A 14,282-nucleotide genomic window follows, 5' to 3' on the forward strand; every position below is an offset into this window, starting at 1 on the left:
CCATAAAGGTCCCCATAGGGCCCTGCTCCGCTGGGTCTGATGCCTTTTCCCCACCGCTCTTAGCCTCGGAACCGCTCGGACGGCGAAGAGGCGGGGGCGGGGAGTGCGGTGGAGTTCTTCGGCGGGAGGCGCGGCGGCGACCGCGGGGCATCGGCCACGGAGTACGCGGCCCTGGTCCTGCTCGTCGCCGCCCTGCTCGGGGCGGTCGCCGTGGTCTCGGTGCCGGCCCGGGTGACCGGCTTCCTGGAGTACGCCTTCTGCGTGATCACCGGAGGGGAGGACTGCGGCCCGGACCCCGGCGGGGACCGGGCCGACGCCCCCGCGGACGAGGACTACCTGCCGCCGCGCTGCGAGGTGTACCAGCTCCAGGACAAGGCCGGCTACTCCATGTACGTCGGCATCTTCAAGTTCGGCGAGGAGTACGCCTTCATGGAGCAGCAGATGGCCGACGGCACCTACCGCCTCACCCTCATGCCGCACAACGTGGAACTGGGCGTGGAGGGCAAGGCCTTCCAGGTGAAGGGCGAGGGCGGGAAGAACGTGCGGCTCGGCGCGGAGGCGAAGGTCGGCGCCTACCTGAAGGCCGGGGTCGGCGACACCTGGGTGTTCAAGGACAGGGCGGAGGCGCGGTCCTTCAAGGACGACATCATCGAGAACCAGATGGCGATGGACTCGATGGCCCGCACCCCGGGGGCCGGGCTCTACTACGCGATCAACCCGCCGCCGGAGATCCCCGACCCCGGGATCACCACCGCGACCCTGCGGCTGGAGGCCGGGGCCAACGCGGAGGCCGGCGCCGGGGTCAAGACCTCCTCCGGTGAGACCTACTGGGACAGCGGGACCGGCCTCAGCGGCAAGGTGCGGGTCGGCGGGCAGGCCGCGGTCCGCACCGACCGGCGCGACCCGGACAACCCCCTCACCGGAACCACCTACCAGCTGGACGGGCAGCTCGGCGTGGGCAGCGAGCTCGGCGGCGCCGGAGCCGAGGACCTGCGGAACTGGACGGGGGCGGTCCGGGTGATGCGCAACGGGAAGGGCGAGCCGGTGGAGCTCGTCTACACCACCTCGGTCGAGGAGTCGCTGGTCAGCAAGGACCGCCTGGGCAACAGGTACAAGGGCGGCAAGGGCGGGCTGAAGGACAAGGAGGGCGCGGGCATCCTGCAGGAGACCCGGACCACCCTCACCCTGGACACCCCGGAGGAGCGCGCGGTCGCCGAGCGGTACCTGGAGGAGCAGGGGCTGACCGGGATGCCCGCCCTCGCCTTCAGCCAGGTCTTCGACGACGGCGGCGACCTGCTGCGGGAGCCCCCCGAAGGGGCCGGCGAGTTCGAGCGGCTGCTGTACGACAAGGCCACCGTGGCCAACACCGTCCAGGAGAAGACCACCGACGCGGCCGTATTCGGCGGCAGGGTCGCGCTGGGGCTGGGCCTGGGGCTGAAGCTGTCCACCGAGTCGTCGGCCGCGCACACCGTGGAGGCCGAGTACCTGGGCGCTCCCCGGCCGGAGGGGACCCGCGGCTTCCGCGACTTCCCCGACTGCGTCTCCCGGGAGGGCCGATGACCGGCCGGACCGGCTCCGCCCCGGCCGCGCTCGCCGGGGCCGGGCGGGAGGCGCGCCGGCGCGGCCCGCCGGGCGAGGCGCCGGTTCCCGGCGCCGACGAAGCGCGCCGCACCGACTGCGGCTACATTTGCGATGATTCCGGCGGCGCGTGCTCCGGCGCCGCCTCCGTCCTGCTTCGCGGACGCGACCTCTCCCCGGTCCGGGTGGCCGGGCGGGACGGCCCCGTCCCCGCGGGGGAGGCCGACGCGGCGCAGGGGTCCCTGACCCGGACGAGTGAGGCCGCCCCGCCCGGGCGGGGCGAAGAGAGGCAGAACCGATGAGAGCCCTCCTCTGGTCGGCCGCGGTGGTGTGCGGCGGATGGCTGGTCACCGTGCTCGGCTACACCCTGATCGGCGCCGCGGCGACCGCCGCCGCGGTCGCCCCCTCCGACGGCACCGTCGTCGTGCGGGAGACCGTGACCACCGCCGACGTGCTGAGCGTCCTGGCGGTCCTGGTGCTGGTCGCCCTGGCCGTGTGGCCGGGCACCGCGGTCGCCGTGATCCGGGCCCGGCTCGCCCCCCGCGCGGCCGCCTTCGTCGGCGCGGCCGGCCCGGTCGCCGCGGTCGCCATGACCCTCGCCCTGTTCGCGTCGGACGGCGGCGGCGCGGGCACGGCCGCCGCGCACGCCGCGGCGGCCGCCCTGGGCTGCGCGGCCGGCATCGCCGCCGGCCGCTCGGCGAAGCCCGGCTGAGCTCAGCGCCGCTTGCTGAAACCGATGCCGAACGCCACGGCGAGCACCAGGCCGATCGCGATCCCGAGGCCGATGTTGTCGATGGAGACGCCCAGGGCGACCCCGATCACCACACCGACCGCCGGGCCGGCGCCCGCCGCCATGCCTCTCTTCATGCCGCCTCCGGTCTTCACGCCCCTCCTCGATGTCCGCATCCCCTGAGTGAGACGCCCCCGAGCGCCGCCCAGATCCCGCGCATACCGCCCGAACCACCGGATCGCGCGTCCGGTTCCGGCCACCGGACCCAGACCGCACTCCGCCCCTTTTGGGCCCCCGGTCTCACGACGCCCGGCCGCCCCGGCCCCTAGGCTCCCCGCATCGGATTGCGCCCCGCCCTTCGGCACCGACATCAGCCGACCTTGTGAAAGCAGCCCTGCATGCGCGCCCTTTTCCCTCCCCCTGCCGCGGCGGCCCGCCGGCGCCTCGACCGCGGTGCCGGCTTCACCGAGTACGCCGCCGGTGTCCTGGTGGTCGCCGCCCTGGTCGCGGCGGTCTTCGCGACCGGACTCGATTCCCGCATCGCCGACATGTTCCGCGAAGGCCTCTGCCGTGTCGCGGGGGCCGTCGAGCAGAGCGGCATGTGCGCGGAAGAAGGGGAGGGGGGAGACGGCGCCCCGAACTCACCCGGGCCCGACGTCACCACTCGGGAGCACCAGGTCGGCGGGGGCGGGAAGAAACCGGACGGCTCCGGCGGCCCCGCCTATGCCGACGAGGAGGCGATCCAGGACGAGCTCGCGGAGATCCGGGAGTCCCTGGACGACGGTTTCTGGGACTTCTGCCTCTTCAACTGCCCCCGGGACCCGGCCGAGGTCATGGAGGGGATGACCTCCGCAGAGCTGAACACCCTGATGTCCTCGCTCACCGAGGACGAGATCCGGAGGCTTCTCGATGAGGGCGGCGTCCGCGAGATCGTGCTCTCCAGGGTGGACCTGGAGATCCTCCGCGACCTGCGCGGCGTCGACCGGCACGGCATCGATCCGTCCTTCGACGACGTCGAGGGCGACAGCGCCAACACCGAGGACGGGAGGCGCACCGACCTGGGCTGGGCCGAGTACCCGAACGGCAGGCTCTGGGGCGAGGACGGGAGCATCGGCTCGGACGACCTCAACCAGGGCGCCCTGGGCGACTGCTGGTGGCTGGCCGGCATGGGCGCCATCGCCGACCAGAACCCCGAGATCATCAAGGACATGATCGAGCAGAACGCCAACGGCACCTACACCGTCACCTTCGGCGACGGCGAGCAGGTGACGGTCACCCCCGACCTGGTCGTCAACTCCAACGACAGCCCCGCGTTCTCCAACCCGAAGGGCGGGGTCATGTGGCCCGCCATCCTGGAGAAGGCCTACGCCCAGAAGGAGGGCAGCTTCGGGGAGATCGAGGGCGGCTGGCCCGGCGACGCGATGGAGACGATCACCGGCGACGACAGCGGCGAGATCCCGGGGATGCTGCAGACCGAGGAGTTCCTCAGCTCGATGATGGACGAGGGCGTCGCGATCGGCGTCACGACGCCCGGCGACAAGAAGGACTCCTACTATGAGCTGGAAAGCGGCGACAGCCTGGTCGGCAACCACGCCTATGTCGTGAAGGAGATCAAGGACGGCAAGGTGACGCTGTACAACCCCTGGGGCCGGCAGCACGCGACGCTGACCATGGAGGAGTTCCGCGAGAAGCTGGACACCGTGCAGACGAACGAGGCCGAATAGCCGGCCGCCCTGAACGGCCGCTCCCGGGAGAGAAGACGACCGATGCCCCACAGACCGAACCGCCGCCGCGCGCTGCCGGCCGCCGTCTGCTGCGCCCTCCTGCTGGCGTTCGGCGCCGCCTGCAGCGGGGGCGGAGACGAGGAGCCAGCCTTGGACCCGAGCAGTTCCCCCACCCGCCGCACCGTCGACCCCTCCCCGCCCCCGAGCGGGGAGGAGCGCACCCTGCGGCTCGCCCAGGGAGCCCAGGACCGCTCCAGCGACCTGGAGCTCTCGCTGTCCCGGGTGACCGACGGCGAAGCCCGGCTGACCGTCTCCGCCGGCCCCGACATCGACGAGCCGCAGACCCTCACCGGCTCCGAAGGGGACGCCCTGGAGCTGGAGAACGGCTACACGATCACCCTCGACAAGGTCGAGGACCCTCCCGAGGACCATGAGGGCGTCGGCAACGCCGGCTCCGTCACCCTGACCGTCACTCCCCCGGAGTAGGCGAGGCCGCGGAAGCGCCGGAGGGGCGGGCACGTGCCCGCCCCTCCGGCGCTTCCGCTCTTCTCCGGCCCTCCCGGTCCCGGCTCTGCGCGTTCCGGGGCCTCCCCGATGCGCCGGCGCCACCGGTCGCGCTCGGCGTCCCGGCTCCGGGACGGAGCCCTGCCGGAAGAGCGCCGGGAGCCGGGCCCCTGGACGAGGGGGACCCGGTCCCTTCTCCTTGGCCGCCTCGCCACCGTCCGGGATGCGGCCGCCTGAAAGGCTCCGCCGCACCGCACCGCACCGCAGCGGCGCGGCGGGCCTCGGGGCTCGGTGGTCGAAGCGGCCGGCACGGGCCGCAGGAGGCCCTGCCGGTACGGGGCACCGGGGTACGGCGGGGCCCGGACACGCGGCGCGGGCCGGACCGGCCGGCACGGGAAAGCCCCTCCTGCCTCGTTCGGCCGGAGGGGCGGGTGCGCGTTCCGCGGTCCGCCGCGGGCCGGAGGCTAGCGGCCGGCGCGGGCGAACACGTTCTGCTGCTCCCGGGCGGGGAGCACGAGCCACCAGGCGGCGGCGGCGCCGGCGACGAAGCAGAGCGCCCGGACCGCGATCACCGAGGCGGGGGTGTCGGCGCCCACCGAGAGCACCACGTCGGCGACCAGGTCCACCAGCGGCGGGGCGAGCACCACCGCCGCCCCGAGTGCGCCGCGCAGCCGGGAGCGGCCGTAGACCAGCGCCGTGGCCAGCACCATCAGGAAGGTGACCGGGAACTGCGGGAGCGCGTACCAGGCGATCCGCCCGACGTCGTCGGTGATCTGCTCGACCGGGGCGGCCGACTCGACCCCGAGCCCGACGGCGATGCTCCCGACGACCCAGACCCCGGCCGCCGCTGCGACGGCGAGTACGGCTCTCATCGGCCCTCCTCCTTGGCCTGGTCGGAAACGCAGTCAGCGTACTCGATGAACCGCCGGGGGCCGCCGTCCTCCGGACCGGCCAGCATCAGGGCGTCGGTGGTGTTCCGCTCCTCCAGCGCCCAGTTCACGCTGCCGCCGAACTGCAGGCCCATCTTGATCTTGGCGGCGAGCTCGCCCTGGTCGGTCTCCACGTCGGAGGCGTACTGCCAGGCCCGGCCCTTCTCGTAGAAGACCTCGTCCCACGGGGGCGCGTCGTCCGCGGGCTTCTCCGCGATGTCGCCGCCGTAGTCCTCCTCGCCCAGCTGGTCGGCCATGGCGTTGGAGACGTAGGGCGGGGGGACGAGGCCGTGCTCCTCGATCAGCTTCTCCCCGGCCGCCTTCTCCTCTGGGGTGTCGAAGTCGAGCTGGACCATCTGGGTGACGCTCTTGGTCTGCTTCTTGCCGGCGCTGATGCCGCCGCCGTCCAGGCCGTCCTTGTTCTTGCGCTCGTTCTGCTTGTCGATGCCGACGGTGTAGGAGCCCTCGGCGGCGGCGATGTAGCGGATGCTGTCCAGCGAGCCGTCCTCGTTGCGCATGATCCGGGTGCCGCCGCTCCAGCTCAGCTCACCGTCGGCGTGCGCGGCGAGCGCGGTGGCGCCGAGGCTCCCCGACCCCGTCCAGCCGTACGTCTCCGAGGTCTTGATGTTCTTCGGATCGTCGTACCAGGTGGACTTGTCGAACTTGCCGCTGACCGTGACGTTGCCCTGGGCGCCGAGGTTCATGTTCCACGAGTCGCCCTTCTCCGCGGCCGGCCCGGCCCACACCCCGATGCCCGCGTCGCCGGACGCCTCCAGCTGCAGGGTCGCGGTGCGGATGGTCGGCTGGACGGTGATCTCGGGGCGCTCGTAGACACCGAAGAACTCGGCGATCGCGAGCCCGGTCTGGCCCCGCGGGTTCATCTGCCGGTTCTGCTCCTCGGCGATGGCGGCGTCCACCTCGTCGGCGAACTTCTCGTACTCTTCCTTGCTCTTGAAGATGTAGGTCATGCCGGGCGAGAGCTTGGCGCTGACGCCGCCCTCCACGGTGGCTCCGGCGTGCGCGGGGGCGTCGGCGTTCTTCTTGCCGAAGTCCCAGCCGGCGCCGCCCGCGACGCCGACCTCGGTGGTGGGCACGAAGGTGACGACCACGCTGCCGTCGGAGAGGTTCTCCTTGGCGTAGCTGTACTCCTGGCCCCATTTGAAGATGCCGAGGCTGAGCGAGTACCCGTAGGTCTCCTTGGTGCCGTCCTTCACGCAGTAGAGCGGCGTGTAGTCGTACTCCGGGTCGGCTTCCTGGTCACCGCCGTCGCCCTCGTCGCCGCAGGGCCCCTCGTCGCCGGTGACCGCCTGCTGGATGCGGCAGAGCGCGGTGGAGAAGAGGTCGCCGGTCTTGCCCGGAACGGATACGAGGACCGCTCCGGCGATCGCCGCGATGCACAGCACGACGGCCGCGTACTGGGTGAAGGACGCGCCCCGGTCGCCGCCGGGCGCTCGGCGGCGGGCGGCGCCCTCCGGGGTCACCTGGAGCCGCCTTCCACCATGAGGAGGTGAAGACAGGGGAAACGGTTCGCGACGAGCAGCATTCCGGCATGCTAAGGAGCCCCGGCCCGGGCCGGGTAGAGGCCAGGAGCCCAACTCCGGGCCCAATCCGAGGGGGCCCAGCCGGGCCCGCCTCCCCGTCAGCCGCAGGGGACGTCGGTGTACTCGAACAGCGGGACGTCGTGCCAGCCGCCGCCCTCCACGTAGCAGAGCCGGCCGGGGATGTAGTCCTGCGGCGGGTTCACCTCGTGCCCCCACAGCTCCTGCGGGGTCTCGTAGCGCAGGTAGCGGCCGGTCGTGCCGTCCTGGTGCCGCTCGGAGTCCTGCTCGGCCGGCACGTCGGCGATCGCCACCGAGAACTCGGCGCTCGGCTCCTCCTGGGTGAGCTCGGCGAGCGGGCCCGCGTCGGCGGCGGTGTAGGTCGCGTAGCCGACCGTGGCGCCGTCCTCCGGCGGCTCCTCGATGTCCTCGGGGTCCTGCGGGTTCGAGCCGTCCGGCACCAGCACCGAGAAGTCCTTGCCGTGCAGCAGGTAGCCGCCCTCGTCGTGCAGGTAGGTGGCCTCTCCGGCGAAGACGACGTCGTCGCCGTCCCGCTCGGCCGAGGTGAAGGTGATGCTCAGCCGGGACGTCCAGTCCAGCGCCATGCTCCCGCCCTCGCCCACCTGCTCTCCGGCGGAGGGCGCGGTGAACAGCTCGACGGTGTCGTTGCCGGTCGCCTCCGTCTTCACCGCGCCGACGTCACCGGTGCCGCCCCCGATCGGGCCGCCCCGGTCCCCGCGGTCGGCGACCCCTCCGCCGGGGTCCGCGGCGGCGCCCGCCTCGGACGGGGACCCCTCGGGCTCCGGGCCGCTGTTCGGGTCCACGCACCCGGCCGCCGCCAGCAGGGGCACCAGCACCAGCACCGCGGGTTTCGCGCTCTTCATCCTCTGGGTCACCGGGCCTTCCGGTCTCGGGGGCGTCCTTCTCCGGCAGGCCGGATTATCGCAGAGGAACCGGCGGCCCCTTCGAGGGGAATTCCGGAAAAGGCGGCCCCGCCATTCTCATCCGCACCATTCCGCGGTATTCGCCGATGGGGAGGTTTCCGCCGGTTCGGGCGGTCGATAGGCTTCGGTCACTATGAGACTCCTCCGCTCGCAGATCGCGCTCCTGCTCCCCGCCCTCCTGCTGGCCACCGCCTGCCAGGGCGACGAGCCCGAGAAGCCCGAGGAAGAGCCCTCCCCCTCCCCGGTCGCCGCGGCCGACCTGGAGAAGGTCGAGGACCTTCCCGAGGACCCGGAGGAGCTGGCCGACCTGGTGCAGGAGCGGATGGAGAAGGCGCTCTCGGTGAAGGTCGCGATGAGCGTCGTCCCCGAAGAGGAGGAGGGCGAGGCCTCCATCGAGGACGTGGAGGTCAGCATGGTGCTGACCGATCCGCCGGCCGCCAGGATGACCGTGGTCGACAACAGCGAGGAGCGGCCCAGCACCGCGCACATCATCGTCACCGACAAGACGATGTACACCACCCTGGAGGAGGAGGCCCTCCTGCCGGACAAGGACTGGATGCGCCTCACCCAGGAGGAGATCGACTCCGCGGAGGAGGAGATCGGCCCGTTCGCCGAGATCTTCCGGGTCATGCTCACCGAGACCAACAAGTCCCTGGAGCAGGCCTCCGGCCGGGCCGGCCTCGACGTCGTCCGCTACGGCGAGCTGGAGGGCGACCCCGAGTCGGCCGACTCCGAGGACGGCGGCCCCCTGACGGTCTACGCCGGCACCACCCCGACCCGGGACCTGGCCGATGCCGGCCACGCCGATTTCAAGGCGGCCGCCGACGCCGGGCTGGAGGAGGTCTCCTGGGAGTTCTCGGTCACCGACCGGGGCCTGCCGGAGGAGTTCTCGGTCGAGATGGCCACCCCCGACGGGGAGAAGGCCCGCAGCACGGTGCACTACAGCGAGTGGGGGAGCGACATCGAGATCAGCGCTCCCGCCGAGGACAACGTCGGGACGATCATGGAGAGCCTCGACGCCTGACGCCGGGGCCGCGCCGCCCCGGCGCGGCCCACCGCACCGCCCGGCCCTGATTTGGGCCCCTGGGCCCACTTCGCCCGGGCCTTTCCTTCCCTAGGCTTTTCCACGTCCGTGTCCTCGCGCGGCCGGAGCTCCCGGGCCGAGCCCCGAGGCCGGACTTCCGCCCCCCGCCGCCGAGGACCCCCATGACGACGACCGAGCAGACGCCCCCCGCGAGCACTCCGGCCTTGCCCGTGCGGACGGCCCCCTACAACGTGCTCTTCACCGCCGCCATCCTGCTCAGCGCGTTACTGCTGTTCGCGGTGCAGCCGATGGTCTCGAAGATGCTGCTGCCCCCGTACGGCGGCGCCGCCTCCGTATGGACCACGTCGCTGCTGTTCTTCCAGACGGTGCTGCTGGTCGGCTACGCCTACTCGCACTTCGCCCCGCGGCTGCTCGGCCGATACCACCCGCTGGTGCACGCGGCGCTGGTCCTCACGCCGCTCGCGGTACTGCCGATCGCACTGCCCGCGTGGGCCTCCCCGGACGGCTCCGCGCCGGTCGCGGTCTGGCTGCTGCTGGTCCTCACCGTCATGGTCGGCCTCCCGTTCGCGGTGCTGAGCACCACGGGGCCGCTGATCCAGGCCTGGTACGCCCGGCTCGGGCTGCCCCGCTCCGACGACCCGTACTTCCTGTACGCGGCGAGCAATGTCGGCAGCCTCACCGCGCTGATCGCCTACCCCTTCGTCGCGGAGCCGCTGCTCGGCATCGGCCTGCAGGCCGGGTGGTGGGCCGCCGGGTACGGCGGCTTCGCCGTGCTGATGCTGGGCTGCATCGTGATCACCCTCCGGCGGGCGAAGCGGAGCGGAGAAACCCCCGCCCCCGTCGCGGAGGAGGCCGCACCCGACTCCTCCGAGGCCGCCCCGCCCGCCTCCGAGCGCGCCGTCACCTGGCGCCGCCGGCTGCTGTGGATCGGGCTGTCCGCGCTTCCCTCGTCGCTGATGCAGGGCGCGACCAGCTACATGTCGACCGACGTGGCGGCGGTGCCCCTGCTGTGGGTGATCCCGCTGGCGCTGTACCTGATGACCTACATCATCGCGTTCGGGGTCCGGCGGCACGGCTGGGTGAGCGGCACCGTGGACGTGGTCCTCATCGGGATGCTGCCGGTGCTGTTCCTCTCCCAGTCGTCCTCTCTCCTGTCGACCCCGCTCACGCTGCTGATCACGCTGGGCATGCTCACGGCGGTGTCGCTGGCCTGCCACGGGCTGCTCGCCGCGGACCGGCCGGCCCCCGCCCGGCTGACCGAGTTCTTCCTGATCACCTCGCTCGGCGGCGCACTGGGCAGCCTGTTCAACGGGGTCATCGCGCCGCTGGTCTTCGACCGGGTGCTGGAGTACCCGCTGGCGCTGATCGCCTCGGTGCTGCTCGCGCTCACCGTCGGCCGCTCCTCCCGCGTCATCTCGTTCCTGGCCGAGCGGCGCCCGGCCCGGCTGGCCGCGATCGCTCTCGCGGGAGGGCTGCTGGCGGCATACCTGACCAGCGGCACCTCCTGGCTCATCCTCGCCGTGGCCCTGGCGACGATGATCGCCGCGGTACTGGTCGTCCACGCTCAGCGGGCCCGCGCCATCGCCTTCGGGATCGCCGGTCTCGCCCTCTTGATCAACTCCCAGTTCGTGCAGACCGACGCGGTGGAGAGCGGGCGCACCTTCTTCGGCTCCTACATGATCCGCGAGGACGAGGACACCCGCCGCCTCACCCACGGCACGACGATGCACGGCTTCCAATCACTGGACCCGGAGCAGGCCTCCGAGCCGACCTCCTACTACTCCCGCACCGGGCCGGTCGGCGACCTGTTCGCCGCCTACGGCGGGGACGCGGGCACGGTCGGCGTGGTGGGCCTGGGCACGGGCGCGGTCGCCGCCTACGGCGAGGCCGGGCAGCGCTTCGACTTCTACGAGATCGACCCGGAGATGGTCCGGATCGCGAGCGACCCCGACCGGTTCACCTACCTGTCCGACTGCGCCTGCGAGGTCCGGACGGTCGTCGGGGACGGCCGGCTGAAGCTGGGCGAGGCGCCCGAGGGCGAGTACGACCTGATCATGCTGGACGCCTTCACCTCCGACGCCATCCCGACGCACATGCTCACCCGGGAGGCCCTCGCGGAGTTCGCCGAGCACCTGGCTCCGGGCGGCGTCCTCGCGGTGCACGTCAGCAACCGCAACCTGGAGCTGGCCCCGATGGTCGGCGCCACCTCCGCGGAGGCCGGCCTGGAGGGCATCGTCCGGTCCGACCACAACACCGGTGCCGACGGCGAAGACCTCAATCCCCTCGCGGCGTCCTCCGAGTGGATCGCGCTGGCCCCGGACGCCGCCGCCCTGGAGCCCCTCACCCGCTCCGGAGCCCCCAACGCCGAGCAGTGGGCCCCCCTGCCCGGTGACGGCCCGGTGTGGACCGACTCCTACTCCTCCCTGCTGGGGATCCTCAAGTGAGGCGGGGCGGCGGCCGGAGGCCGGGGGTCCGGCCGCCGGCACCGCCCGGTGGGGCCGCCCCGAAGCGGTCCGCTCCGAGCGGCACGGCACCGGTCTGATCGAGCGCGAACCCGGCGGCCTGCTCGTCTTCCACCGGTACCGGTCTCAGCCGAGGCGGCGGATGTCGCCGCGGACCCGGTAGAAGCCGCCGCGCTCGGAGGAGCGGAGCTCGTCCACCAGGAAGCGGGCGCCGGGGCGGCGGATGTCCTTGGGGAACTGGACCCGCCAGTCCTCGCGGAAGCCGGGCGAGGCGACGCGGACCCGCACCCGGCCGCCCTCCTGGACGCACTCCACCACGACGCCGCCGGCGGTGGAGACCTCCGCTGCGGCGACGGTCTCCAGCTCGGTGGAGGGGGTGGCCGCGGCGATGGCGGCCGCCTTGACGTCGACCGGGTCGGGGACGCTGCCCTGCTCGGCCGCGCTGATCGCCGCCTCGCTGGCGTCGATGCAGGCCAGCGAGCCGTCGGTGGTGACGATGTAGAGCCGGTCGCCGTGGAACTGCATGGAGAAGGCCGAGCCGCAGCCGGTCGCCAGCTTCCACAGCCGGCGCCCGTCGCGGGCGAAGCAGTACACCGAGGAGTGGTTGTCCCCGGCGAAGACGTAGCGGCCGTCGGGCGAGGCCGCGCAGGAGAACACCGAGCCGTCGCAGCGGTAGGTGGAGCGCATCGTGCCGTCCTTGCCGATGCGGTGCACCACCTGCCGGGAGGTGCCGGCGAACACCTCGTCGCCCTCCTGCCAGCCGAACAGCACCTGCCCGCCGGTGGGGAGCTCCCACAGCTGGTCGCCGGTGCGGGAGTCGTACATCGCCACCCCGGCGGAGTGGCCGTGGTAGACGCCCTCGTCGTCGCAGCGGACCATCCACGCCGAGCTGCCCGCGCTGCGCCGGGACCACTGGAACTCGTCCTCGTGGTCGATCATGGTGATGCCGCCCTGGGCGTCGGAGACGCCGAGCACGCCGTCGTGCACGTCCAGCCAGAAGATGTCGACGTTCTCGGCGATCTCGTAGGCGGCGTGCGGGATCTTGCCGCCCAGCTCGTAGACCTTGCCGTCGTCGCACCCGGCGTAGATCCAGAAGTCGTCGGCGACGATGCACTTGACGCCGTCGGGCAGCCCGTAGCGGGCGGTCACCTGGCCGGAGTGGGAGAGCGCGTAGACGTCCCCGGCCTGGTTGCCGACCCAGGCGCGCTCGTCGTCGACGAAGATCCCGAACGCGGCGCTGCCGGAGCGGAACCGCCACAGCACCGGCGCCTGCCGGGCCGACGAGCGGTGGCTGACGATCTGGCGCCGGGTCACCGGGCGGCGCTGCCGCCGCCCCTGCACGGCGGGCTCGTAGCCCTTGCGGAGCTTTTCGGCGATCTTCTTCGCCGCGGCGGCTTCGGCCTTGGCGACCGTGGCGTACTTCGAGGTGCGGCTCTGCCCCGGTTCTCCGATCCGCCCGTAGCGGATGCCCACCTCGGTGCCGTCCACGACGACCTCGTAGAACTTGTGCGCGCCGCCGCCCTCCTCGGAGAGTTCGAGGTAGGTTCGGGGCTCGATCGTGCGGTGGTTCATACTCACCCTTCGGGACGGCGGGCACCGGGGAACGGCAGCGCTGACGGGATCGGTGCGCGGAATCGGATTCCGCGGACTGTTCCGCGTTCGACGATGAAACTAGGGGCGGGCGCCGACATTCCGGCACCGGAGGGGGCGGACTCCGCACCGGGAGGGCGTCCCCCCGGTCAGAGCCTCCGGACCGGGCCCGCGGCGGGCGGCCCGGTCAGGGGCGCTCTGCGGTGCGGGCCGCGCTGATCCCCCTGGCCGCGCCGAGTGCGAGGAGCGCGGTGACGGCGCCGAGCGCGGTGAACATCGGGGCGGTGGCGCTCCCCGGTTCCGCCGCGAGTGCGGCCCGGGCGAGGAAGGCGGCCCCGGCGGCGAGCGAGGCCGCGGCGCCGGCCAGGAAGAACGGGCGGGCGCGCAGGTGGGCGGTGTGCCAGGCCTGCTCGGAGGCGAGGGTGGTGGGGACCCGCACCCCGGGGCTGGTGCGGATGTCGACGCCCGGCCGCACCGAATGCCGCGCCGTCCAGGCGAGGAAGCCCGCCAAAAGGATGAAGAAGGAACCGACCACCGTCCAGTCCGACATGTCTCCGCCTCTCTCCGCCGCTCTCTTCGGGGCCTTGCCCTTCACCGCTCGCCGCCTCCCGGAGGCGCCCACCGGACCTCCGTGCGCCCTCCCATGCTCTCCGCGCGGAGACGGCCGGTCCAGTGCTCGTAGGAGCCGTGCGCCCCGACCAGCAGCCCGTCCCACTCCGGCGAGACGAACAGGCATCCGTGCCCGTCGAAGACGACCTCCAGGCAGTCCGCGGTCCCCTTCTCCGGTCGGGAGTGCGGCCCGTGCACGTACCTCGCGCCGCTGACCCTGTGGACGTCCCGTCCGTCGGCGAGGAACCGGGATTCGAGGGAGGCCGCCATGAACTCCTCACCCGCTTCACGGTCGATGAACTCTTCGACGTCTCCTCGGGCGTCGTCCACGGAGTCGGCGAGGGACACGTGCAGCACCCCCGAGGCCTCCTTGTCCGCGATCCGCACGCACCCCTGGTCGGTCACCAGATAGAGGGCGGTGTTCCAGGGGTTGAAGAACGGCCTTCCCTCATGGAGGGTTCGGTCCACGTATCCCGGGACGAGGACGTCCTCCACCCGGCGACGCGCCAGCCATTCGAGTATTTCATCGACCGGTTCCGGCTGCGCCATGTCGATGCCGCCTCTTCCTGGGTGGATCGGTGATCTGAAGGCTCGTGTCGATGCCTTGCCCTGCTTCGAGGATGCTCGGC

General features: G+C 72.6%; 13 protein-coding genes. 6 read left to right on the forward strand and 7 right to left on the reverse strand.

What is annotated here, in order from left to right; genetic code table 11:
* Positions 1-108: 108 nt before the first annotated feature.
* Complete coding sequence (locus tag J0910_RS24575; RefSeq protein ID WP_420160905.1) at positions 109-1,560, forward strand: hypothetical protein; 1,452 nt, start codon at positions 109-111, stop codon at positions 1,558-1,560.
* 316 nt (positions 1,561-1,876) lie between these two features.
* Positions 1,877-2,290: a hypothetical protein gene (locus J0910_RS24580; protein ID WP_420160906.1), complete on the forward strand. Its 414-nt coding sequence runs from the start codon at positions 1,877-1,879 to the stop codon at positions 2,288-2,290.
* Between the two features lie 2 nt (positions 2,291-2,292).
* Here J0910_RS24580 and J0910_RS24585 read toward each other — a convergent pair whose 3' ends face one another.
* Complete coding sequence (locus J0910_RS24585) at positions 2,293-2,445, reverse strand: glycine zipper domain-containing protein (protein ID WP_420160907.1); 153 nt, start codon at positions 2,443-2,445, stop codon at positions 2,293-2,295.
* 261 nt (positions 2,446-2,706) lie between these two features.
* Here J0910_RS24585 and J0910_RS24590 point away from each other — a divergent pair, with 261 nt between their 5' ends.
* A complete protein-coding gene (locus tag J0910_RS24590; RefSeq protein WP_420160908.1) occupies positions 2,707-4,032 on the forward strand; it encodes a C2 family cysteine protease in 1,326 nt (441 codons plus the stop codon).
* Positions 4,033-4,074: 42 nt separating this feature from the next.
* Positions 4,075-4,518, forward strand: a complete 444-nt coding sequence (locus tag J0910_RS24595) for a hypothetical protein (RefSeq protein ID WP_420160909.1) — start codon at positions 4,075-4,077, stop codon at positions 4,516-4,518.
* A gap of 482 nt (positions 4,519-5,000) precedes the next feature.
* Here the strand turns inward: J0910_RS24595 and J0910_RS24600 are convergent, their stop codons facing one another.
* The 3 genes from J0910_RS24600 to J0910_RS24610 all read right to left on the reverse strand — a co-directional run bounded on the left by J0910_RS24600 (position 5,001) and on the right by J0910_RS24610 (position 7,899).
* A complete protein-coding gene (locus tag J0910_RS24600; RefSeq protein ID WP_420160910.1) occupies positions 5,001-5,408 on the reverse strand; it encodes a hypothetical protein in 408 nt (135 codons plus the stop codon).
* Positions 5,405-6,946 (reverse strand): hypothetical protein, encoded by a 1,542-nt coding sequence (locus J0910_RS24605; protein ID WP_420160911.1) that lies wholly within the window; start codon positions 6,944-6,946, stop codon positions 5,405-5,407. Before J0910_RS24605 ends, J0910_RS24600 begins: the two co-directional genes overlap by 4 nt.
* Before the next feature lie 158 nt (positions 6,947-7,104).
* Positions 7,105-7,899, reverse strand: coding sequence for a hypothetical protein (locus J0910_RS24610; protein ID WP_420160912.1), 795 nt, complete (start codon positions 7,897-7,899; stop codon positions 7,105-7,107).
* Between the two features lie 181 nt (positions 7,900-8,080).
* On the opposite strand from J0910_RS24610, the gene J0910_RS24615 reads away from it, so the two are divergent.
* Both J0910_RS24615 and J0910_RS24620 read left to right on the forward strand, forming a co-directional pair.
* The gene (locus J0910_RS24615) at positions 8,081-8,971 is read left to right on the forward strand and encodes a hypothetical protein (RefSeq protein ID WP_420160913.1); all 891 of its coding nucleotides are present in this window, start codon (positions 8,081-8,083) and stop codon (positions 8,969-8,971) included.
* Between the two features lie 230 nt (positions 8,972-9,201).
* A complete protein-coding gene (locus J0910_RS24620) occupies positions 9,202-11,436 on the forward strand; it encodes a fused MFS/spermidine synthase (RefSeq protein WP_420162078.1) in 2,235 nt (744 codons plus the stop codon).
* A gap of 144 nt (positions 11,437-11,580) precedes the next feature.
* On the opposite strand, the gene J0910_RS24625 is transcribed toward J0910_RS24620, so the two are convergent.
* The 3 genes from J0910_RS24625 to J0910_RS24635 form a co-directional block, all read right to left on the reverse strand.
* Positions 11,581-13,026 (reverse strand): WGR domain-containing protein, encoded by a 1,446-nt coding sequence (locus tag J0910_RS24625; protein WP_420160914.1) that lies wholly within the window; start codon positions 13,024-13,026, stop codon positions 11,581-11,583.
* 205 nt (positions 13,027-13,231) lie between these two features.
* A complete protein-coding gene (locus tag J0910_RS24630; RefSeq protein ID WP_420160915.1) occupies positions 13,232-13,594 on the reverse strand; it encodes a hypothetical protein in 363 nt (120 codons plus the stop codon).
* Positions 13,595-13,635: 41 nt separating this feature from the next.
* The gene (locus tag J0910_RS24635) at positions 13,636-14,202 is read right to left on the reverse strand and encodes a hypothetical protein (RefSeq protein ID WP_420160916.1); all 567 of its coding nucleotides are present in this window, start codon (positions 14,200-14,202) and stop codon (positions 13,636-13,638) included.
* Positions 14,203-14,282 lie beyond the last annotated feature (80 nt).

Source organism: Nocardiopsis oceanisediminis, assembly GCF_048595525.1.
In the GTDB taxonomy this organism is placed as follows: domain Bacteria; phylum Actinomycetota; class Actinomycetes; order Streptosporangiales; family Streptosporangiaceae; genus Nocardiopsis_A; species Nocardiopsis_A oceanisediminis.